Source organism: Mesorhizobium sp. B2-8-3 (assembly GCF_006440815.1).
In the GTDB taxonomy this organism is placed as follows: Bacteria; Pseudomonadota; Alphaproteobacteria; order Rhizobiales; family Rhizobiaceae; genus Mesorhizobium.
This window is the reverse complement of the sequence record NZ_VFTW01000017.1, coordinates 21,171-42,330: the sequence shown is the minus strand read 5'-3', so window position 1 is coordinate 42,330 and position 21,160 is coordinate 21,171. Positions and strand designations below refer to the sequence as shown.

The following is a 21,160-nucleotide window of genomic DNA, read 5'->3' as shown; positions in this document are numbered from 1 at the left end:
CGGCTTGTGGTGACAATCAAACAGGAACACACCTGCCGACAAGAGCAGGCTCTCTCAATGGGGTAATCGTGCCGGAACAACCGGGTAAGAACGCGATTGAAGTTCGCGGTGTTCGCAAGGTCTTTGGCACCGGCGAAAACCAGGTAGCCGCTCTCGACACGGTGTCGGTGTCGATCCGCGAAAACGAGTTTTTCACTTTGCTCGGCCCGTCCGGATGCGGAAAGACGACGCTGCTGAGATTGATTGCCGGCTTCGATTTCCCGACCGCCGGCGAGATACTGCTGCACGGGCGCGACATCGCGCCGCTGCCGCCCTTCAAGCGCCCGGTCAACACTGTCTTCCAAAGCTACGCGCTCTTCCCGCACATGACGGTGGCGCAGAATATCGGCTTCGGGCTGGAAATGCTCGGCAAGCCGAAAGGAGAGACCGAAGCGCGCGTCGCCCAGATGCTGAAGCTGGTCAAGATGGAGGCGCTGAAGGCGCGCCGCACCAGCCAGATTTCGGGCGGCCAGCAGCAGCGCGTGGCGCTGGCCCGGGCGCTGGCGCCGCAGCCGAAGGTGCTTTTGCTCGACGAGCCGCTTTCTGCTCTGGACTACAAGCTGCGCAAGGAAATGCAGATCGAATTGAAGCGGCTGCAGAACGAAACCGGCATCACCTTCATCTTCGTCACCCATGACCAGGAAGAAGCGCTGACGATGTCCGACCGCATCGCGGTCATGTCGGCCGGCAAGATCCTGCAGGTCGGCACGCCGCGCGACATCTACGACCGGCCGGCCGAACGCTTCGTTGCCGACTTCATCGGCGAAACCAATTTCCTGCCTGGCACTGTGGTGTCGAAAAAGCCCGGCGTAGCGACGGTCAAGTTCGCCAGCAACGCGACGATCGCCGCGGGTTATCCGGAAGGCTTCGATCCGACCGGCGAGGTGACGCTGGTGGTGCGTCCCGAGCACGCCGACCTGGTACCCGATCCGGCCAAAGGCACGGTCGCCGGGACGCTCTCCAACATCGTCTATTTCGGCACCGACACGCATTATCACGTCAAGCTCGACGGCGGCGAGAACTTCATCGTGCGCCACCAGAACAGCCGCTCGGCGCCGGTCACCTACGAGACCGGGGCGAAGGTCGGCATCCAGTTCGAGGAGGACGCCGCCCGCGTCCTGAAAGACTGATGACGACAGCCACGCTCTCCCCGACCACGCTCTCCAACGCCGCGTTGTTCGAAGCCCAGGCGGTGAAAACCAGCGCGCGGCGCAACCGGCTGCTGTCGCTGCCAGCGCTGATCATCATCGGCATATTCGGCGTGCTGCCGCTCCTCATCATCTGCGTCTATTCGTTCCTGGTCGCCGCGCCCTATGGCGGCGTGCAGTGGCAGTTCTCGACCGATGCCTATCTGAACTTCCTGTTCCAACGCGACATTTTCGACGACACGCTGCAGTTCACGTCGGATTTCCTGATCATCTACCTGCGCTCCTTCCTGTTCGCGGTGGTGACGACGGTGATCTGCCTGCTGCTCGGTTTCCCGACCGCCTATTTCATGGCCACCCGGCCGCCGGCGCAGCGCAACTGGTGGGTGCTTCTGATCACCATCCCGTTCTGGTCGAACCTTCTGGTCCGCACGCTGGCGATCATGTTCATCATCCGCGACGAGGGCCTGATCAACAACGCGCTGCTGGCGCTCGGCGTGATCGATAAGCCGATCACGATGCTCTACACCAATTTCGCCATCCAGCTTGGCCTGCTCTACGCCTTCCTGCCGTTCATGGTGCTGCCGCTCTATTCGAGCCTGGAGAAACTCGACTTCCGGCTGATCGAAGCCGCGTATGATCTTTACGCGACGCGCCGGCAGGTGCTGTGGCGGGTGATCATCCCGATGTCGAAGCCCGGCATCATCGCCGGCTGCCTGCTCGTCTTCATCCCGGCGCTCGGCGCCTATGTGACGCCGCTGATCCTGGGCGGCGGCGTCCACCTGATGATCGGCGATCTCATCGCGCAGCAATTCGGCTCGGGGCGCAACTGGCCGCTCGGCTGCGCGCAGGCGCTGATCCTGATGGCGGCGGTGTTGGTCGCGCTGTTCTTCTATGTCCGCAACACGTCGGGGAAGGTGCAGCATGGCTGAGCCCCGCGTCATGGACATCAAGGACCAGCCGGGCTTCCGCTCGATCGCCAACATCTGCCTGCTGGTGCTCTACGTGCCGGTGCTGATCCTGATGATCTTCTCGTTCAACAGCGGCTCGCTGGTCACGCATTGGGAAGGCGTCACGCTCAACTGGTACGGCAGCGCGCTGCGCAACGAGGAGTTCCACAGCGCGGCGCGCAACACGCTGATCATCTCGGTGACCGCGACGATCGTTTCGACGATCTGCGCGACGCTTGCAGCCATCGGCATGACGCGGGTGAAACCGTGGCGCGGCTTGGCGGCCGCTTTCATGGTCATCAACCTGCCGCTGATGGTGCCGGAGATCATCACGGCGGTGGCGACGCTTTCCTTCTTCGCGTTGATCGCCGGCACGCTCGGGCTCAATTTCGGCATCGGCAATCTGATCCTCGCCCACACCGTGTTCTGCATCCCCTTCGCCTATATGCCGATCAGGGCGCGGCTGGAGGACATGGACCTGACGCTGGAATATGCGGCGGCGGACCTCTATGCGACGCCGTGGAATGCCTTCAGGCGCATCACGCTACCGCTGCTGGTCCCCGGCATCATGTCGGGCGCGGCACTTGCCTTCATCGTTTCCTTCGACGATTTCACCATCACGCAGCTCGTCGCCGGCCCCGGCCAGACGACGCTGCCCCTCTATATCTGGAACCAGATCCGACGACCGATGACGCCCGAGATCAACGCCATCTCCACCATCCTGCTCCTGGTGTCGATCCTGTTCGTCTCGGTCTCGTTCCTGATCGCGCGACGGCGCGCAAAATGACCACGGGCTCCAACACAACAATGGGAAGGCAAGGAGAACATAAAATGTCTGCAAAACTGATGGCGGCCGTTTCCGCGGCCGTTCTGCTATCGGCAGTGCCGGCGCTCGCCGACGGCGAACTGCATATCTACAACTGGGGCGACTACACCAACCCGAAGCTGATCGAAAAGTTCGAGAAGCAGTACAACGTCAAGGTGACGCTGGACGACTACGATTCCAACGAAACCATGCTGTCCAAGGTGCGTGCCGGCAATTCCGGTTACGACATCGTCGTGCCGTCGGACTACACCGTGAAGATCATGGTCGAAGAGGGCCTGCTCGAAAAGACCGAGCCCAACGCGATGCCGAACGGCAAGAACATCGATCCGCGCTTCGTCGACGTCTATTGGGACTCCGGCCGGCACTACACCGCGCCGTGGCAGTTCGGCACGACGGCGTTCTCGGTCAACATGGACAAGTTCAAGGGCGACATCAACACGCTGGCGATCCTGTTCAACCCGCCGGACGAGCTCAAGGGCCAGATCAATGTGCTCGACGACGTCAACACCGTCATGCACGCGGCCGAGCGCTACGCCGGCGTGCCGCGCTGCGGCGCCGACAAGGCCAACCTGAAGAAGGTCAACGACATACTGATGGCCGCCAAGCCGTCGTGGAAGACCTTCAGCTACGATACCATCACCAAGATCACCTCCGGCGACGTCATCGTGTCGGAGCAGTGGAACGGCGCCAGCTACCGCTCGCGCCAGAAGATACCGGCGATCAAGTACGCCTATCCGAAGGAAGGCATCGAAGGCTGGATGGACAATGTCGCGGTGCTGAAGGGCGCCAAGAACCTCGACAACGCCAAGCTGTTCCAGGACTTCGTCATGGCGCCCGAGAACGCGGCGTTGATCTCGGAGTTCGCCGGCTACGACAATGGCATCGCCGGCAGCCACAAATTCCTGCCTACGGAATTCGCCAACTCGCCGGAAATCAGCCCTCCGGCCGGCTCGCCGACGCCGGAATTCGTGCCGCCATGCTCGCCGGACGTGGTGGAGATCTACAACAAGATCTGGACCAACCTGCGCAAATAATTTTGCCGGAACGCATGAAGGAGGGGAGGCTCCGGCCTCCCTTTCTTGTGTCTGCCGGGAGGACACTATGACATCTTATCGCAACTCCGAGCCGCGGCCGCCGATCATGCAAGGCTCGCCGCCGAAGCTGGTGCCGCCGAAGCTCGATTGGGACCGGCCGCCGTGGAACCGCTGGGCCTTCCAGCACATCCGCGAATTCCTGCCGACGGTCGAGGTCTGGCGCGGCAGCGGCCATCGCCATCGCCTGGAGCGCAACGAAGTCGACCTCGATGGGTTGGCTGTCGTGGACAGCAACGGAGCGCCGACGACGCTCGCCGGCTTGCTCGACGAAACCTATGCCGACGGTTTCCTGGTGCTGAAGGACGGCAAGATCGCCTATGAGCGCTATTTCAACGGCATGGACGAGCGCACGCTGCATCTGTCGCAGTCGATGGCGAAATCGGTCACCGGCGCGGTGTGCGGCATCCTGGTCGGGCGCGGCCTGATCGATCCCGGCAAGCTGGTCACCGATTATCTGCCGGAACTCGGCGAGACCGGCTGGGGCGGCGCCACCGTGCAGCACGTGCTCGACATGACGACGGGCGTGCGCTTTTCCGAGGAATACACCGACCGCTATTCCGAGATCGGCCAGGTCGACGTCGCGACCGGCTGGAAGCCGATCCCGCCGGGCAGCGATCCGGACTTCGCCTGGCCGTCGCACCTGTTCGAGCTGATCCTGCGGCTGAAGGACAGAGTGCGCCCGCATGGCGAGGCCTTCGAATACCGTTCGATCGAGACCGACGTGCTCGCCTTCATCATGGAACGGGTGAGCGGCAAGCGCCTGGCGCAGCTCGTCTCGGAAGAACTCTGGCAGAAGCTCGGCGCCGACGAGAGCGCCTGCTTCACCGTCGACAGCGCCGGCTACGCGCTGGCCGATGGCGGCTTCAACGCGACGCTGCGCGACTATGGCCGCTTCGGACAATTGATCCTCGACAATGGCGGCGGCGTGATCCCGGCCGATTGGATCGAAGCGACGCGCAGCGGCAAGCACGGGCCGAATTTCAGCCCGAGCCTGCCGGACGGCAGCTACCGCAACCAGTTCTGGATCGAGGATTCGCGCTCGCGCTCGCTGATGTGCCGCGGCGTGTTCGGCCAATTGATCCATATGAGCTGGGAACACAGGATGGTCGTGGTGAAGCTTTCGACCTATCCGGATTTCGTCAACTCCGCCTATTCGGTGGCGGCGCAGAAGGCGGTGCACGCCATCGCCGCCGCGCTGGCCTGAAACCGCAAGTAAAATCCGGGAGAGTGTCATGACCGGCAAGACCGCGTTCGAGGCCCAGTACGGCTTTGCCCGCAAGGATGTGCGGCTCGAAACCTGGCGGCTGGCACCGTTCAACCGATGGTCCTTCCAGAATGTCGGCGAACTGGTGCCAAGCGCGCATGTCGCGGCGGCGCCGGGCGGCGAGGAGGAGGCGAAATCGCTCGGCGCATTGCTTGAGGAAAAGATACCGCTCGCCGGCGGCAGCGAAACCGTCGAGAGCTTCCTGAAGCGTTCCGACACGGACGGGCTGACGATCCTCAAGGCGGGCAAGCTGGTCGGCGACTGGTCGGCGCCGCATATGCCGTTCGGAGCCCGCCACATCATCTTTTCGATCAGCAAGTCGGTGACGGCTCTTCTTGCCGGCATACTGGAAGGCGAAAGGGTATTCGATCCCAGCGCGCCAGTTACAGAATACATTCCCGAAGCCTGGGGCTCGGCCTATGGCGATGCGAGCGTGCGCAACGTGCTCGACATGACGGTCAGCCTCGATTTCGAGGAAGCCTATCTCGATCCGGAGAGCGCTTTCGCCCGCTACCGCCGCTCGACGTTGTGGAACCCCGGCGGCGGGTCGGAGAGCCTCGCGGCGTTCCTGATGACGATCCAGCGCCTTGCCGAGCCGCACGGGCAGACCTATCGCTACCGCTCACCCAATTCCGATGTGCTCGGCATCCTGGTCGAGCGCGCTTCCGGCATGCGCGTCAGCCAATTGCTCAGCGAAAAACTGTGGCAGCCGCTCGGTGCCGCAAGCGAAATGTCGGTGACGGTCGACATGGAAGGCACGGCGCGCACCGCCGGCGGCATGTCGATGACGCCGCGCGATCTTGCCCGTGTCGGCGAGATGATGCGGCAGGGCGGCACGGTGAACGGCCGCCGCATCGTCCCGGAAGCCTGGGTGCGCGACACGGTCGCCACCGGCGGCAGCCATGAAGCCTGGCAGCGCGGCACGATGGCGTTCCTGTTCCCGAAGGGGCGCTACCGCAACAAATGGTACCAGACCGGCAATGACAGCGGCGCCTTCTGCGGCATCGGCATCCACGGCCAGTGGCTCTATGTCAATCCGAAGGCGGAAGTGGTCATCGCCAAGATGTCGTCGCAGCCGGAGCCAGTGGACGACAAGCTGGACGAGGACATTGTGGCATTCCTCGCGGCGTTGAGCCGAATAGCTTGATCCGGCCTGGCGGCCGGGCTCAGCGTCTTTCCTGTGGACCTTCCTCGCTGGATGAAGCCGGCGCGGTTGGCGCGGCCGGCATCCCGGCCTATGGTCGCCGCTCTTTTCTGCAGGAACCAGCATGGCATCGGACATCAAGCGCATCGCAGCAATCATCGCGGCCGAGATCGGCGCGCGGCCGGAGCAGGCCGCGGCGGCAATCGGGCTGCTCGACGAGGGCGCGACGGTGCCGTTCGTGGCGCGTTACCGCAAGGAAGTCACCGGCGGGCTCGACGACACGCAGTTGCGCGCCCTTTCCGAGCGTCTCGCCTATCTGCGCGAGCTCGATGCGCGGCGCGAGACGATCCTCGGCTCGATACGCGAACAGGGCAAGCTGACCGAGGAGCTCGCGGCGAAGATCGCCGCCGCAGGCACCAAGGCCGAGCTCGAGGATATCTATCTCCCGTACAAGCCGAAGCGACGCACCAAGGCCGAGATCGCCAAGGAGCGTGGGCTCGGGCCGCTTGCCGAAGCAATCCTTGCCGATCGCTCGAAAGTTCCGGCCGAGCTTGCGCTCGCCTATGTCACCGAAGAGGTGGCCGACGCCAAGGCGGCGCTCGAAGGCGCGCGCGACATCCTGTCGGAGCAGTTCGCCGAAAATGCCGATCTGGTCGGCAAGCTGCGCGCCTATATGAAGGAACGCGCCTTCCTGCGCGCAAAAGTCGTCGACGGCAAGCAGGAAGCGGGCGCTAAATTCTCCGACTATTTCGACCATGTCGAGCGCTGGGCGAATATGCCAAGCCACCGCGCCCTGGCGATGCTGCGCGGTCGCAGCGAGGAAGTGCTGTCGCTCGACATCGAGGTCGATGCCGACGATCAATCGCCGGTCAAGCCGGTCGAGCGCATGATCGCCAATGCCTATGCGATCGGCGGCAGCCGGCCCGGCGACAAATGGCTGATGGACGTGGCCGGCTGGACATGGCGGATAAAACTGTCGCTGCATCTGACGCTCGATTTGATGCGCGACCTGCGCGAGCGGGCCGAGGAAGAGGCGATCCATGTCTTTGCCCGCAACCTGAAGGACCTGCTGCTGGCCGCGCCCGCCGGCTCGCGGCCGACCATGGGGCTCGACCCAGGCATCCGCACCGGGGTCAAGGTGGCGGTTGTCGACGGCACCGGCAAGCTGGTGGCGACAACGACTGTCTATCCGTTCCCGCCGAAGAACGACGTGCGCGGCACGCAGGCCGAACTTGCCGCCCTCATCCGCCAGCACAAGGTGGAGCTGATCTCGATCGGCAACGGCACCGGCAGCCGCGAGACCGAAAAGCTGGTTGCCGACATGCTGGCGGACCTGCCGGCCGGTGCCGGACCGAAGCCGCTCAAGGTCATCGTCAGCGAGGCCGGCGCCTCGGTCTATTCCGCTTCGGCCACGGCAGCGGCGGAATTCCCGGGCCTGGATGTCTCGCTGCGCGGCGCGGTGTCCATCGCCAGGCGCCTGCAGGATCCGTTGGCCGAGTTGGTCAAGATCGAGCCGAAGTCGATCGGCGTCGGCCAATATCAGCACGATGTCGACCAATACCGGCTCGGCCGTTCCCTGGAAGCGGTGGTCGAGGACGCGGTGAACGCCGTCGGCGTCGACCTCAATACGGCGTCGGCGCCGCTGCTGGCACGCGTGTCGGGACTTGGGCCGTCGCTCGCCGAGGCGATCGTTGCGCATCGCGACGCGGCCGGGCCGTTTGCCACCCGTAAGGACCTGTTCAAGGTTGCGCGGCTCGGGCCGCGCGCGTTCGAGCAAAGTGCCGGCTTCCTGCGCATACCGAACGGGACAGAGCCGCTCGATGCGTCATCGGTTCACCCGGAAGCCTATGGGGTTGCCAAGAAGATCGTTGCCGCCTGCGGCCGCGACGTGCGCGCCCTGATGGGCGACAGCGCAGCGCTCAAGGCGCTCGACCCGCGCGTCTTCGTCGACGAGCGCTTCGGCTTGCCGACGGTGCGCGATATCATCGCCGAGCTGGAAAAACCCGGACGCGACCCGCGCCCAGGCTTCAAGACCGCGACCTTCGCGGAAGGCGTCGACGACATCAAGGATTTGAAGCCCGGCATGCTGCTGGAAGGCACCGTCACCAATGTCGCGGCCTTCGGCGCCTTCGTCGACATCGGCGTGCACCAGGACGGTCTGGTGCACGTCTCGCAATTGGCCGACCGTTTCATCAAGGACGCGCATGAGGTGGTCAAGGCTGGCGACGTGGTGAAAGTGCGCGTCGTCGATGTCGACATCAAGCGCAAGCGCATCGCGCTATCGATGCGCAAGGATGGGGGCGAGGGCGGAGCGCCGAGAGGCCCACGCGACAATGGCGGCGGCAAATCGCCACCGCGTGCGCCGGTGCCGCAGCGCCAGCCGGAGCGGCCGTCGCAGGGCGCGTTCGGCGCGGCATTGGCCGAGGCGCTCAAGCGCAAGTAGCTACCACGCCAGGACAGCCGGCTCCTTGCCGATCTGACCCAACAACCAGTCGCGAAAGCTGGCGACGGGCGGATAGCCGCGCTTGTCGTGCGGCACGACGAGATAATAGGCGCTGCGGCTTTGCATCGGCCGACCTGGCGCCGGCACCAGCTGGCCGCGCTGCAGTTCGCCGGCGATCAGGATTTCCGGCAACAGCGCGACGCCGAGCCCGGCCATGCAGGCTTGGGCGACGGTGCCGAACTGCTCGAACTGCATGCCGGGACCGCTCGGCGCATCGAGCCCCTCATGCTCGAACCATTCGCTCCAGGCGCCGGGGCGCGTTGCCATATGCAGCAGCGGCATTCGGCCGATATCGGCCGGCGTGGCGATAGCGCGGCTGGCCAGGAATTCGGACGAAACCACAGGCATTACGGTTTCGCGCACCAAAAGCGTGCAGTCGGCCTCCGGCCAGTCCGGCATGCCGTGATGGATGGCGGCGTCCAAGCGTTCGCGGGCGAAATCGAACCGCCCGATACGGGTGGCGAAGTTGATGGTGATGTCCGGGTGGCGGGCGACGAAATCCGGAATCAGCGGCATCAGCCAGCGTGTGCCGAAGGTTGGCAGGATCGCGACATTGAGAACACCGCTATGCCGATTGCTCATCAATCCAAGTGCTGCGTCGCGCAACTGGCCAAGCGCCGAGCGCACCGCTTCGGCATAGATCTCGCCCGCGGCCGATAGCCGGACATTGCGGCTGTCGCGTTCGAAAAGCCGACGGCCGAACTGCTCTTCCACCAAGCTGATCTGCCGGCTGATGGCACCTTGCGTTAGATCGAGTTCGCGGGCGGCTGCCGTGAAGGAGCCGAGGCGCGCCACCGCCTCGAAGGCGGCAAGCGCGGCGGTATTCGGCAAAAGACGGCGCTGGACACTCATGATCTATTACTAACGCTCATTGATCCGTGATGCAATTTTGTTTGATTTTTCGCTGGCACGGGCGGATAAGCCGGGCACATCAAAAAATACCGGGAGCGAGTCATGGCCGCCGAGAAGAATGCCTTCGTGTGGAACGATCCTTTCCTCATCGAGGACCAGCTTTCCGAGGACGAGCGCATGGTGCGCGACGGCGCTGCCGCATTCGCCGCCGACAAGCTGGCGCCGCGCATCGAGGAAGCCTATGCCGACGAGAAGACCGATCCGTCGATCTTCCGCGAGATGGGCGAGGCGGGCGTGCTCGGCATCACCATTCCGGAAGAGTATGGCGGGCTTGGCGCCGGATACGTGACCTACGGATTGGTCGCGCGGGAAGTTGAACGCGTCGACTCGGGTTATCGTTCGATGATGAGCGTGCAGTCCTCGCTGGTCATGTATCCGATCCATGCCTATGGCTCGGAAGCGCAGCGCAAGAAATACCTGCCGAAGCTGGCGTCGGGCGAATGGATCGGCTGCTTCGGCCTCACCGAGCCGGATGCCGGCTCCGATCCGGGCGGCATGAAGACGCGCGCCGAGAAGACCGCGAATGGCTACAGGCTCTCCGGCTCCAAGATGTGGATATCCAACGCGCCGATCGCCGACGTGTTCGTCGTCTGGGCGAAGCTTAAGGGCGATAATGGCAAGGACGAGATCCGCGGCTTCGTGTTGGAAAAGGGCCTGAAAGGGCTTTCTGCGCCGAAGATCGGCGGCAAACTCAGCCTCCGCGCCTCGATCACCGGCGAAGTGGTGATGGAAGGCGTCGAGGTCGGCGAGGAAGCGCTGCTGCCCAACGCCAAGGGCCTCGGCGGTCCGTTCGGCTGCCTCAACCGGGCACGCTACGGCATCTCCTGGGGCGCGATGGGCGCCGCCGAGGATTGCTGGCACCGGGCGCGGCAGTATGGCCTCGACAGAAAACAGTTCGGCAAGCCGCTTGCCGGCACGCAGCTGTTCCAGAAGAAACTCGCCGACATGCAGACCGAGATCGCGCTCGGCCTGCAAGGCTCGTTGCGCGTCGGCCGGCTGATGGACGAAGGCAAGATGGCGCCGGAGATGATCTCGATCGTCAAGCGCAACAATTGCGGCAAGGCGCTCGATATCGCCCGTCAGGCGCGCGACATGCATGGCGGCAACGGCATCCAGATCGGCTACCATGTGATGCGCCACGCGCAGAACCTGGAGACGGTCAATACCTATGAGGGCACGCATGACGTGCATGCGCTGATCCTCGGAAGGGCGCAGACGGGTATCCAGGCGTTTTTCTAAGCTGGCAACGCTGCTTAAATTAGGTGCAGCGCAACATCTCTGCTTGGAGAATGGCCAGCATTTATGCCAGGGTTCGGCGACTGAAACGCCGAGCTCCGGGGCACCATGGCAATTCTGGCAGCCGTCCATCACCTGACCCATTACAAATATGACCGGCCGGTGGTGCTCGGTCCCCAGGTGATCAGGCTGCAGCCGGCGCCGCATTCGCGCACCAAGGTGCTCAGCCATTCGCTGAAGGTCGAGCCGGCAAACCACTTCGTCAACTTGCAGCAGGATCCCTACGGCAACTTCCTCGCCCGCTTCGTCTTTCCGGAGCCGGTGACGGAACTGAAGATCGAGGTCGACCTCGTCGCCGACATGACGGTCTACAATCCGTTCGACTTCTTCGTCGAGGAGAGCGCCGAGACCTTTCCGTTCGATTATCCGGAAGAGATCAGGGAAGACCTCGCCATCTACCGGAAACCGGAGCCGACCGGGCCGCTGTTGTCGAAATTTCTGGAAAGCATCGACCGCAGCCCGGCAAACACCGTCAATTTCCTCGTCGACCTCAATGCAAGGCTGCAGCGCGAGATCGCCTATATCGTGCGCATGGAGACGGGTGTTTATTCGCCCGAGGAGACGTTGGCCGCCGGCAAGGGCTCGTGCCGGGATTCGAGCTGGCTCCTGGTGCAGATCCTGCGCAATCTGGGCGTCGCCGCGCGCTTCGTCTCCGGCTATCTGATCCAGTTGAAGCCCGATCTCGTCTCGCTCGACGGGCCGCCGGGAACCGCTGTCGACTTCACCGACCTGCATGCCTGGTGCGAGGTTTATATTCCGGGCGCCGGCTGGATCGGCTTCGACCCGACTTCCGGCCTGCTCACCGGCGAAAGCCACGTGCCGCTGGCGGCGACGCCGCATTTTCGCAACGCCGCGCCGATTTCCGGCATGGCGAGCTTCGCCAATGTCGAATTCGGCTTCGACATGCGCGTCGACCGCATCGCCGAGCATCCGCGCATCACCAAGCCATTCTCGGACGAAAGCTGGCAGGCGCTCGATCGATTGGGCGAAAAGGTTGACGCGGTGCTGAAAGACGGCGACGTGCGGCTCACCATGGGCGGCGAGCCGACCTTGGTGTCGATCGACGATTTCGAATCCGCGGAATGGAACACGGCGGCCGTCGGTCCATCCAAACGCGACAAGGCGGACCAGCTCATCCGCCGGCTGCGCGAGCGCTTCGCGCCGGGCGGCTTCCTGCATTACGGCCAGGGCAAGTGGTATCCGGGCGAGAGCCTGCCGCGCTGGACCTTCTCGCTCTACTGGCGCGCCGACGGTGAGCCGGTATGGAGCGACCCGTCGCTGATCGCACGCGAAAAGAGTGACGCGAAGGTCGGGCCGCAGCAGGCCGAGAGCCTGCTCAAGGCGATCGCCGGCGAGCTCGGCATCGACAGGGCGATGGTCAGCGAGGCCTATGAGGACCCTGGCGAATGGCTGCTCAAGGAAGGCAAGCTGCCGGACAATGTCGATCCGTCCAATTCCAAGCTGGAAGACCCGGAAGAGCGCAGCCGCATGGCGCGCGTCTTCGAGCGCGGGCTGACCAAGCCGTCGGGCTACGTGCTGCCGGTGCAGCGCTGGAACAGCCAGGCCGCCGGACAGCGCTGGCGCTCGGAGAAATGGAAGACGCGGCGCGGCCGCCTGTTCCTGGTGCCGGGCGATTCCCCGGTCGGCTACCGCCTGCCGCTCGGCACGCTGCCTTACGTGCCGCCGGCGCAGTTCCCCTATATCGTGCCGGTCGATCCGTCGCTGCCGCGTGGGCCGCTGCCGGCGCGCGAGGCAATCTTGCCGGGGGCCGCCACGGCGGAGCCTGAAGGCGCCGACGAAATGGCGCGCCGCCAACAGGCCGTGTCCTTCACCGCCGCGACCGGCCAGCAGGATCGCGTCGAGCAGGAGATCACGGAGATCGGTGGCGCGGTGCGCACCGCGCTTTCAGTCGAGCCGCGCGACGGGCGGCTGTGCGTGTTCATGCCGCCGGTCGAGGCGCTGGAAGACTATCTCGAACTGGTGGCGGCGGCCGAGAACGCGGCCAAGGCCATCGGCCTGCCGGTGCATATCGAGGGTTACGCCCCGCCGCAGGATCCGCGCCTCAACGTCATCCGCGTCGCGCCCGACCCAGGCGTCATCGAGGTCAACATCCACCCAGCCGCCAACTGGCAGGAATGTGTCACGACAACCACAGCCATTTACGAGGAAGCGCGGCAGTCGCGGCTCGGTACCGACAAGTTCATGATCGACGGCCGCCACACCGGCACCGGCGGCGGCAATCATGTCGTGGTCGGCGCCGCGACGCCCAATGACAGCCCGTTCCTGCGCCGGCCAGACCTTCTGAAGAGCCTGGTGCTGCAATGGCAGCGGCATCCGTCCCTGTCCTACCTGTTTTCGGGCCTGTTCATCGGCCCGACCAGCCAGGCGCCGCGCATCGACGAGGCGCGGCACGATTCGCTCTATGAGCTCGAGATCGCGCTGGCGCAGGTGCCGTATCCCGACAAGGGCGCGGCGCCCTTGCCTTGGCTGGTCGACCGGCTGTTCCGCAATCTCTTGACCGACGTGACCGGCAACACGCACCGTTCGGAAATCTGCATCGACAAATTGTTCTCGCCGGATGGCCCGACCGGCCGGCTCGGCCTGGTCGAGTTCCGCGGCTTCGAGATGCCGCCCAATGCACGCATGTCGCTCGCGCAGCAATTGCTGGTCCGCGCGATCATCGCCCGCGCCTGGAGGAACCCGCTCGAGGGACGCTTCGTGCGCTGGGGCACCTCGCTGCACGACCGTTTCATGCTGCCGCACTACGTCTGGGCGGACTTCCTCGACGTGCTGGAGGATCTGAAGCTCAACGGCTTCGACTTCCGCCCCGAATGGTTCGCGGCCCAGCTCGAATTCCGTTTCCCGTTCTGCGGCGAGGTCCAACATGCCGGCGTCAAGCTGGAGTTGAGGCAGGCGCTCGAGCCGTGGCATGTGATGGGCGAGCAGGGCGCTATCGGCGGCACGGTCCGCTTCGTCGATTCCTCGGTCGAGCGGCTGCAGGTGCGAACCGAAGGCCTCAATCCGGAGCGTCACGCCATCGTCTGCAACGGCCGCCTCGTGTCGATGAAGGTCACCGACAATCGCGAGGTCGCGGTGGCCGGCGTTCGCTTCAAGGCCTGGCAGCCGGCGTCCGGCCTGCATCCGGCACTGCCGGTCAACACGCCGCTGGCCTTTGACATCTATGACCGCTGGTCGGCCCGCTCGGTCGGCGGCTGCGTCTACCATGTCGCGCATCCGGGCGGCCGCAATTACGACACCTTCCCAGTCAACGGCAACGAGGCCGAGGCGCGACGGCTTGCCCGGTTCGAACCGCGCGGCCACACGCCGGGCGGCTATGTGCTGCGTGACGAAGAAGCTGCTGAAGAGTTCCCCATGACCCTTGACCTCAGGCAGCCGGCGAGATTCTGATCGACAATGGCCAAGGGGAATCAGAGACGGGCGGGCGGCAGGCCGCGGGCGCCGAGCCTGCTGGAACGCTACCGACCGATCGAAGGCGTCGTCGACGAGATGGTCGACGCGGCCGGCAGCCCGCGCCCGGCCTGGCGCTCCTTCATCGACGCGCTCGACGATCTCGGGGCGGATCGGCTCGGGCAGCGGTTTGCCCGTGCCGACCAGTATCTGCGCGATGCCGGCGTCTATTACCGTGTGTATGAGCAGGCTGGCGCCAATGAGCGGGAGTGGCCGCTCGCGCATGTCCCGCTGCTGATCGACGAGAAGGAATGGGCCGACATCAGCGCCGGCCTCGTCCAGCGCGCCGACCTGTTCGAGGCGATCCTGTCCGACATTTACGGGCCGAACCGGTTGGTCGAGAAAGGTATTCTGCCGGCCGGCCTGATAGCAGCCAGCCCGGAATATCTGCGCCCGATAGCCGGCGTCCGGCCGGCCAACGGGCATTTTCTGCATATGGTCGCCTTCGAGCTCGGCCGTGGCCCGGACGGCCGCTGGTGGGTGCTGGGCGATCGCACCCAGGCGCCGTCGGGCGCAGGGTTCGCGCTGGAGAACCGCGTCGCCACAACGCGTGCGCTGTCGGATATCTATGGCGAGATGCATGTGCATCGGCTTGCCGGCTTTTTCCGCCGCTTCCGCGACGCGCTGAACGCTATGGCAAGGGAGTCGGGCGGCCGCGTCGCCATCCTGACGCCGGGACCGCTCAACGAAACCTATTACGAGCACGCCTATATCGCCCGCTATCTGGGCATCATGCTGCTCGAGGGCGAGGACCTGACCGTTTCCGGCGGCAGGCTGATGGTGCGAACCGTTTCCGGCCTGATGCCGATCGGCGTCCTGTGGCGGAGGCTCGATGCCGCTTTCGCCGATCCGCTGGAGCTCAGGCCGGACTCGCAGATCGGCACGCCGGGGCTGGTCGAGGCGATCCGGCGCGGCTCCGTTTCGGCCGTCAATGCGCTGGGTTCCGGCCTGGTGGAAACGCGGGCCTTGCTTTCCTTCCTGCCCAGGATCGCGCGGGAACTGCAAGGTGAAGATCTGTCGTTGCCGAACGTTGCCACTTGGTGGTGCGGGCAGCAGAACGAACGCGACCACGTGCTTGCCAACATCGACCATATGGTGGTCGGCCCGGCGCTGTCGACGCGGCTCGCCTTCGAGGACGATGGCGCGACCAGCCTCGGTTCGGCGCTTTCGGCGGGGGAACGGGCGGAGCTTGTCGCGCGGATCGAAGCCGACGGCGCCGGCTTTGTCGGCCAGGAAGCGGTGACACTCTCGACCACGCCGGTGTTCGTCGGCGGTGTGCTTGAGCCGCGCCCCGCCAGTCTGCGCGTCTATCTGGCGCGCACACCGGAAGGCTGGACGGTGATGCCCGGCGGCTTCGCCCGTGTCGGATTTTCGCTCGACCCGACGGCGATTGCCATGCAGCGCGGCGGCCAGGCGGCGGATGTCTGGGTGGTCAGCGACAGGCCGGTCGAGCGCGAGACATTGTTGCCGCAGGAGCATGACGGCTTCACTCGCACCATGCCGGGCAGCCTGCCCAGCCGCGCGGCCGAGAACCTGACCTGGCTCGGACGCTATATCGAGCGCTCCGAAGACACGGTGCGCGTGCTGCGCGCCTATCACGTGCGGCTTGCCGAGACGTCCGATCCGGATATGCCGCTGCTTGCCGATATCAGGGACTATCTGGAACCGTTCGGCATCGACGTCGAAACGGCGATACCACCGGGGTTGATCGGCACTTTGGACAGCGCGGTCTACAGCGCCGGCCAGATTCGCGACCGCTTCTCTCCCGATGGCTGGCTGGCGCTGAAGGATCTGTCCAAGACCATCCACAAATTCGCGGAGACGGTCGCGCCCGGAGACGACGCGACGCGGGCGATGACGGTGATGCTGCGCAAGCTCGCCGGCTTTTCCGGCCTGCTGCACGAGAACATGTACCGCTTCACCGGCTGGCGCTTCCTGGAGATCGGCCGCAGGCTGGAGCGCGGCATCCAGATCGCCGGCACGCTCAGCCGGCTGACAAGGAATGGGGCGCCGGAAGGCGCGCTCGACATGATGCTGGAAATCGGCGACAGCGTCATGACCCATCGCCGGCAGTATCCGGTGCAGGCCGGGCGGCGCACGGTGATCGACCTGCTCGCGCTCGACCCGCTCAACCCGCGCTCGATCCTCTTCCAGCTCGAGCGGCTGAAGGCCGAGATCGCCATGCTGCCTTCGATCGGCGGCGAGGGGCATATGTCGCCCGCCGCCAAGGAAATCCTGCAGCTCAACACGGCGATCGCCGTCATGGAGCCGTCGGATATGAGCGCCAAGGTGCTCGACGACTTGGCCGGCCAGATCGGCGCTCTCTACAACAGCCTCGCCAGAGGCTATTTCGGTTAGAGCATTTCCAGCGAAAAGGATCGCCTCCAATGCTCTATCTCTTTGTTTTTGCGCAATTCCGGACGCAAAACCGCTGCGCACTTTTGCTGGAATTGCTTTAATGCTCTACGACATCAAACTCCATCTGCATTACGACTATGCCGCCGCCGCCGGTGGCGGACGGCATCAGGTGCGCGTCATGCCGCAGACGATCGCCGGCGTGCAGCGCGTCATCGCGGCCTCGCTGTCCTTCCAGCCGTCGCCGGCCGAACGTGCTGATTTTTCCGATTTCTTCGGCAACAACGTCACATCGATCGCCTTTCGCGACGCGCATGAGACGCTCGACATCCGAATGAGCGCGCGCGTTTCGGTCTCGCGGCCCGAGCCGGGTCTCGATGTCTCGCCCGATATAAACGGGCTGAGGTCGGAGCTCGATCTGGTGCGGTCACTCTCGCCGTCCGCGCCGCATCATTTCCTCGCCGCCAGCGATCATGTAGGCATCGACGCGGCGATCACGGCCTATGCGCGGGACAGTTTGTCGGGGTCAACCGTCGCCACGGCGGCCGATCTCTGCAACCGCATTCATCGCGACTTCACCTATGACGGCAAGGCGACGACCGTGCAGACCCGGGCCAGCGACGCCTTTGCGCTGAAACGCGGCGTCTGTCAGGATTTCTCGCATATCATGATCGCCGGCCTGCGCGGGCTTGGCATCCCGGCCGGCTATGTCAGCGGCTTCCTGCGCACGATCCCGCCGAAGGGCAAGCCGCGGCTTGAAGGCGCGGATGCCATGCATGCCTGGGTCAAGGCCTGGTGCGGACGCGACGCCGGCTGGCAGGAGTTCGACCCGACCAACGGCATGCGGGCGAGCAACGACCATATCACCGTCGGCTACGGCCGCGACTATTCCGACGTGGCGCCGATCGTCGGCGTCTTGAAAACGACCGGTGGTCAAGTCGGCGAGCAGGCGGTCGACGTCATCCCGGTGGCAGCCTGACGCGACGGCGTCGATGATGCGCGCCGCGGTTTGCATCCGGAACCAGTCATCGGCGAGCGGCTTTATCTACGGATAATTCGCGGAGCCGGCATGTTGCAGCATTCACAATTGTCCTCGGACCGTTCAACGCGGAACGAGGAAACTCGAAGGAACGGTGCGCAAGATTCGGCCGAGCGCGCGTCGCTCAGCTATGTGAGCGATGCCGATCCCGGCGTCCGACGATTGAGAAAAGGCAAGGGATTTTCCTATGCCGGTCCGAACGGACGCGCGGTCAGCGCGCAGACCCTTGCCCGCATCAAGGCGATCGTCATTCCGCCGGCCTGGACGGATGTGTGGATCTCGCCCGATCCGGACGGCCATATTCAGGCGACAGGCCGGGATCAGCGCGGCCGCAAACAGTACCGTTATCACCCGCAATGGACCGAGGAGCGCGACGGCGTCAAATATTCCAGCCTCGTCGCCTTCGCCGAAAGCCTGCCCGCGCTGCGGCTGCAGATCGATGCGGACCTGCGCCGCCACGGTCTGCCCATGGAGCGCGTCGTCGCCTCGGTGGTCTGGTTGCTCGACAACACCCTTATTCGCATCGGCAACGCCGCCTATGCGCGGGACAACAAGAGTTTCGGGCTGACCACGCTGCGCGACCGCCATGTCGAGATCACGGGCTCCAGCCTGCGCTTCGCCTTCAAGGGCAAGTCGGGCAAGGAATGGAAGCTGAAGCTGGTCGATCGCCGCATCGCCAAGATCGTGCGCGGCGCCCAGGACCTGCCCGGGCAGAAACTGTTCCAATATCTCGATGAGCATGGCGACCGGTCGCCGGTGCGCTCGGAGGACGTCAACCGCTACATTCGCGAGGCATCCGGCGCCGATTTCAGCTCAAAGCATTTCCGCACCTGGGGCGGCACGATCCATGCGGCGTCGCTGTTTGCCGGGACCGAGCTGCCGGAAAGCAAGACGCAGCAAAAACGGATGATCAACAGTGTCGTCGACAAGGTCGCCGAGCGGTTGGGCAATACCCGTGCCGTCTGCCGCAAATGCTACATCCATCCGCTGGTGTTCGAGGCATGGAGCAAAGGGAGCTTGCTTGACGAAATGGCCGGGGCCAACAAGCGCAAACGCCGGATATCCGGCCTCGACGAGGAAGAAACGCTGGTGCTCAGATGGCTGCAGGCGCGCGGCGCCTGACAGGCAGGCGCGAAGGCAGCCAAGTCCGTGATCCTTCGATAAATTTTTTTATCGACCTCGTGTCGGGAAGGGTCCTAGTGTCGCGTCCTTTGATACGGAAAGGACGCACCATGCTCTACGCCATCCTCTGCTACGCTTCCGAAGACGTCGTCTGCTCCTGGAGCAAGGAACAGGACGACGAGGTCATGGCAAAGCTCCTCAACGTGCAGGACAAATACGCCAAGGCGGGCCGGCTCGGACCCGTGGCGCGCCTTTTGCCGACGACCGCGGCGACCACACTGAGAAAGGTCAGGGGCGAGGCGGTCGTGCTGGACGGCCCGTTCGCCGAAACCAAGGAACAGTTCCTCGGCTTCTACACGCTCGAATGCAACGATCTCGACGAAGCGGTCGCATTCGCGCGCGAGCTCTCCGAGGTCAATCCGAGCGGCGGCTCCTACGAGATCCGGCCGGTTTCGATCTTCAATCCGACAAAGGTAGCGGTATGACTGACCTTGCCTGGATAAGCACGGCGATCGGCAACGCCCGTCCGCAGGCGATGGGCGCGCTGCTGCGCTACTTCCGCGACCTCGACGCCGCGGAAGAGGCTTTCCAGGATGCTTGCCTGAGGGCACTCAAGAACTGGCCGAAGAACGGGCCGCCGCGCGATCCCGTCGCCTGGCTGATCTTTGTCGGCCGCAACAGCGGCATCGACGCCGTGCGCAAGCGCGCCAAGCAGGCGCCGATGCCGGAAGAAGACCAGGTCTCCGATCTGGAGGACGCCGAGAGCGACATCGCCGAGCGGCTCGACGGCGCGCATTACCGCGACGATATCCTGCGGCTTCTGTTCATCTGCTGCCATCCGGATCTGCCGGCGACGCAGCAGATCGCGGTGGCGCTGCGCATCGTCTCCGGCCTTACCGTCAAGCAGATCGCGCGCGCCTTCCTCGTCGGCGAGAGCGCCATGGAACAGCGCATCACCCGCGCCAAGGCGCGCATCGCCGACGCCGGCGTGCCGTTCGAAACGCCGGGCGCGGTCGAGCGCTCGGAGCGGCTCGCCGCTGTCGCCGCGATGGTCTATCTGATCTTCAACGAAGGCTATTCGACCAATGGCGGCGAGGCGCCGGCCCGCGCGCCGCTGTGCGAGGAGGCGATCCGGCTTGCCCGTCTGCTGCTCAGGCTCTTCCAGGCCGAGCCGGAGATCATGGGGCTGACCGCGCTGCTTCTGCTGCAGCACGCGCGGGCGCCGGCGCGTTTCGATGAGAATGGCGAGATCGTCCTGCTCGAGGACCAGGACCGCTCGCTATGGAGCCGCAAGATGATCGACGAGGGCCTGGCGCTGGTCGACAAGGCGCTGCGCCACCGCAAGCCTGGCCCCTACCAGGTTCAGGCGGCGATCGCGGCGCTGCATGCGCGGGCGGCGACGGCGGAAGATACAGACTGGACCGAGATCGACCTGCTCTACGGTCTGCTGGAGCAGATGCAGCCTTCGCCCGTTGTGACGCTGAACCGCGCGGTTGCGGTCAGCAAAGTGAAAGGTCCGGGCGCTGCGCTTGCCATGATCGAGCCGCTGGAAGAGCGGCTCTCGGGCTATTTCCATTTCTTCGGCCTCAGAGGCGGGCTGCTGATGCAGCTTGGCCGCAACGAGGAGGCGCGCGTTGCCTTCGACCGCGCCATCGCTTTGGCCAATACCGCCGCCGAGGCGGCGCATATCCGCATGCATATCGACCGGCTGATCAAGGAAAGCACCCAGAGGCCTTCGGTCCAGAAGGCGCACTGAGGCGTATTGAGTTTCAGGTGATGCCGGTCTGCAAATGCCGCGTTCCTGCGCTTCCGGACTTCGCCGGCCGAAGCGCTCGTGAGTGGCGCGGCAGCGCCCGTCTTTGATTCCGGCTCGGCCTGACCTGAATCCACAACACGCCTTGGCCGTTGGTTTGCTGTCTGGCCCAATTCCGCGCTCCGGCCTTGGACCATGCCGGGGTGGCGGTTTTTCCCTGAAACGAGTAATGCCACGCCATCAAAGCGCC

The 21,160-nt window shown here is 64.8% G+C and carries 15 protein-coding genes; 14 read left to right on the top strand and 1 reads right to left on the bottom strand.

The annotated features are described in order from the left end of the window. Positions 1-68 precede the first annotated feature (68 nt). From FJ418_RS22155 to FJ418_RS22125, 7 genes are all read left to right on the top strand, one after another. Complete coding sequence (locus FJ418_RS22155; RefSeq protein WP_140648102.1) at positions 69-1,169, top strand: ABC transporter ATP-binding protein; 1,101 nt, start codon at positions 69-71, stop codon at positions 1,167-1,169. After that, complete coding sequence (locus tag FJ418_RS22150) at positions 1,169-2,116, top strand: ABC transporter permease (protein ID WP_140653182.1); 948 nt, start codon at positions 1,169-1,171, stop codon at positions 2,114-2,116. Before FJ418_RS22155 ends, FJ418_RS22150 begins: the two co-directional genes overlap by 1 nt. Then, positions 2,109-2,921, top strand: a complete 813-nt coding sequence (locus FJ418_RS22145) for an ABC transporter permease (protein ID WP_140869242.1) — start codon at positions 2,109-2,111, stop codon at positions 2,919-2,921. Before FJ418_RS22150 ends, FJ418_RS22145 begins: the two co-directional genes overlap by 8 nt. A gap of 44 nt (positions 2,922-2,965) precedes the next feature. Continuing rightward, positions 2,966-3,994: an extracellular solute-binding protein gene (locus FJ418_RS22140; protein WP_181167048.1), complete on the top strand. Its 1,029-nt coding sequence runs from the start codon at positions 2,966-2,968 to the stop codon at positions 3,992-3,994. A gap of 67 nt (positions 3,995-4,061) precedes the next feature. Beyond that, positions 4,062-5,258 (top strand): serine hydrolase, encoded by a 1,197-nt coding sequence (locus tag FJ418_RS22135; RefSeq protein WP_140869239.1) that lies wholly within the window; start codon positions 4,062-4,064, stop codon positions 5,256-5,258. Between the two features lie 28 nt (positions 5,259-5,286). Then, positions 5,287-6,465, top strand: coding sequence for a serine hydrolase (locus FJ418_RS22130; protein ID WP_140869236.1), 1,179 nt, complete (start codon positions 5,287-5,289; stop codon positions 6,463-6,465). Between the two features lie 121 nt (positions 6,466-6,586). After that, positions 6,587-8,905 carry a Tex family protein gene (locus tag FJ418_RS22125; protein WP_140869231.1) on the top strand — a complete coding sequence of 773 codons (2,319 nt, stop codon included), beginning with the start codon at positions 6,587-6,589 and terminating at the stop codon, positions 8,903-8,905. Here the strand turns inward: FJ418_RS22125 and FJ418_RS22120 are convergent, their stop codons facing one another. Next, complete coding sequence (locus tag FJ418_RS22120; protein ID WP_140869228.1) at positions 8,906-9,817, bottom strand: LysR family transcriptional regulator; 912 nt, start codon at positions 9,815-9,817, stop codon at positions 8,906-8,908. It lies immediately after the preceding gene. 102 nt (positions 9,818-9,919) lie between these two features. Here FJ418_RS22120 and FJ418_RS22115 point away from each other — a divergent pair, with 102 nt between their 5' ends. From FJ418_RS22115 to FJ418_RS22085, 7 genes are all read left to right on the top strand, one after another. Then, positions 9,920-11,116: an acyl-CoA dehydrogenase gene (locus FJ418_RS22115; protein WP_140869225.1), complete on the top strand. Its 1,197-nt coding sequence runs from the start codon at positions 9,920-9,922 to the stop codon at positions 11,114-11,116. Between the two features lie 105 nt (positions 11,117-11,221). Beyond that, positions 11,222-14,581 carry a transglutaminase family protein gene (locus FJ418_RS22110; protein ID WP_140869223.1) on the top strand — a complete coding sequence of 1,120 codons (3,360 nt, stop codon included), beginning with the start codon at positions 11,222-11,224 and terminating at the stop codon, positions 14,579-14,581. A gap of 6 nt (positions 14,582-14,587) precedes the next feature. Beyond that, positions 14,588-16,999 carry a circularly permuted type 2 ATP-grasp protein gene (locus tag FJ418_RS22105; protein WP_140869220.1) on the top strand — a complete coding sequence of 804 codons (2,412 nt, stop codon included), beginning with the start codon at positions 14,588-14,590 and terminating at the stop codon, positions 16,997-16,999. Positions 17,000-17,099: 100 nt separating this feature from the next. Next, on the top strand, positions 17,100-17,975 hold the full coding sequence (locus FJ418_RS22100) for a transglutaminase family protein (RefSeq protein WP_140869219.1): 876 nt from the start codon (positions 17,100-17,102) through the stop codon (positions 17,973-17,975). A 90-nt stretch (positions 17,976-18,065) separates the two neighbouring features. Further along, positions 18,066-19,157, top strand: coding sequence for a DNA topoisomerase IB (locus FJ418_RS22095; RefSeq protein ID WP_140645648.1), 1,092 nt, complete (start codon positions 18,066-18,068; stop codon positions 19,155-19,157). A 110-nt stretch (positions 19,158-19,267) separates the two neighbouring features. Further along, complete coding sequence (locus FJ418_RS22090; RefSeq protein WP_140645647.1) at positions 19,268-19,642, top strand: YciI family protein; 375 nt, start codon at positions 19,268-19,270, stop codon at positions 19,640-19,642. Continuing rightward, positions 19,639-20,913, top strand: coding sequence for an RNA polymerase sigma factor (locus FJ418_RS22085; protein WP_140869216.1), 1,275 nt, complete (start codon positions 19,639-19,641; stop codon positions 20,911-20,913). The genes FJ418_RS22090 and FJ418_RS22085 overlap by 4 nt, the downstream gene beginning before the upstream one ends. Positions 20,914-21,160 lie beyond the last annotated feature (247 nt).

What these genes read in the sequence shown, in the direction of transcription:
- FJ418_RS22135 (WP_140869239.1), top strand. Translation starts at nt 4,062, where the DNA reads ATGACATCTTATCGCAACTCCGAGCCGCGGCCGCCGATCATGCAAGGC.
- FJ418_RS22095 (WP_140645648.1), top strand. Translation starts at nt 18,066, where the DNA reads ATGTTGCAGCATTCACAATTGTCCTCGGACCGTTCAACGCGGAACGAG.
- FJ418_RS22090 (WP_140645647.1), top strand. Translation starts at nt 19,268, where the DNA reads ATGCTCTACGCCATCCTCTGCTACGCTTCCGAAGACGTCGTCTGCTCC.
- FJ418_RS22105 (WP_140869220.1), top strand. Translation starts at nt 14,588, where the DNA reads ATGGCCAAGGGGAATCAGAGACGGGCGGGCGGCAGGCCGCGGGCGCCG.
- FJ418_RS22130 (WP_140869236.1), top strand. Translation starts at nt 5,287, where the DNA reads ATGACCGGCAAGACCGCGTTCGAGGCCCAGTACGGCTTTGCCCGCAAG.
- FJ418_RS22110 (WP_140869223.1), top strand. Translation starts at nt 11,222, where the DNA reads ATGGCAATTCTGGCAGCCGTCCATCACCTGACCCATTACAAATATGAC.
- FJ418_RS22115 (WP_140869225.1), top strand. Translation starts at nt 9,920, where the DNA reads ATGGCCGCCGAGAAGAATGCCTTCGTGTGGAACGATCCTTTCCTCATC.
- FJ418_RS22120 (WP_140869228.1), bottom strand. Translation starts at nt 9,817, where the DNA reads ATGAGTGTCCAGCGCCGTCTTTTGCCGAATACCGCCGCGCTTGCCGCC.
- FJ418_RS22125 (WP_140869231.1), top strand. Translation starts at nt 6,587, where the DNA reads ATGGCATCGGACATCAAGCGCATCGCAGCAATCATCGCGGCCGAGATC.
- FJ418_RS22150 (WP_140653182.1), top strand. Translation starts at nt 1,169, where the DNA reads ATGACGACAGCCACGCTCTCCCCGACCACGCTCTCCAACGCCGCGTTG.
- FJ418_RS22145 (WP_140869242.1), top strand. Translation starts at nt 2,109, where the DNA reads ATGGCTGAGCCCCGCGTCATGGACATCAAGGACCAGCCGGGCTTCCGC.
- FJ418_RS22085 (WP_140869216.1), top strand. Translation starts at nt 19,639, where the DNA reads ATGACTGACCTTGCCTGGATAAGCACGGCGATCGGCAACGCCCGTCCG.
- FJ418_RS22100 (WP_140869219.1), top strand. Translation starts at nt 17,100, where the DNA reads ATGCTCTACGACATCAAACTCCATCTGCATTACGACTATGCCGCCGCC.
- FJ418_RS22140 (WP_181167048.1), top strand. Translation starts at nt 2,966, where the DNA reads ATGTCTGCAAAACTGATGGCGGCCGTTTCCGCGGCCGTTCTGCTATCG.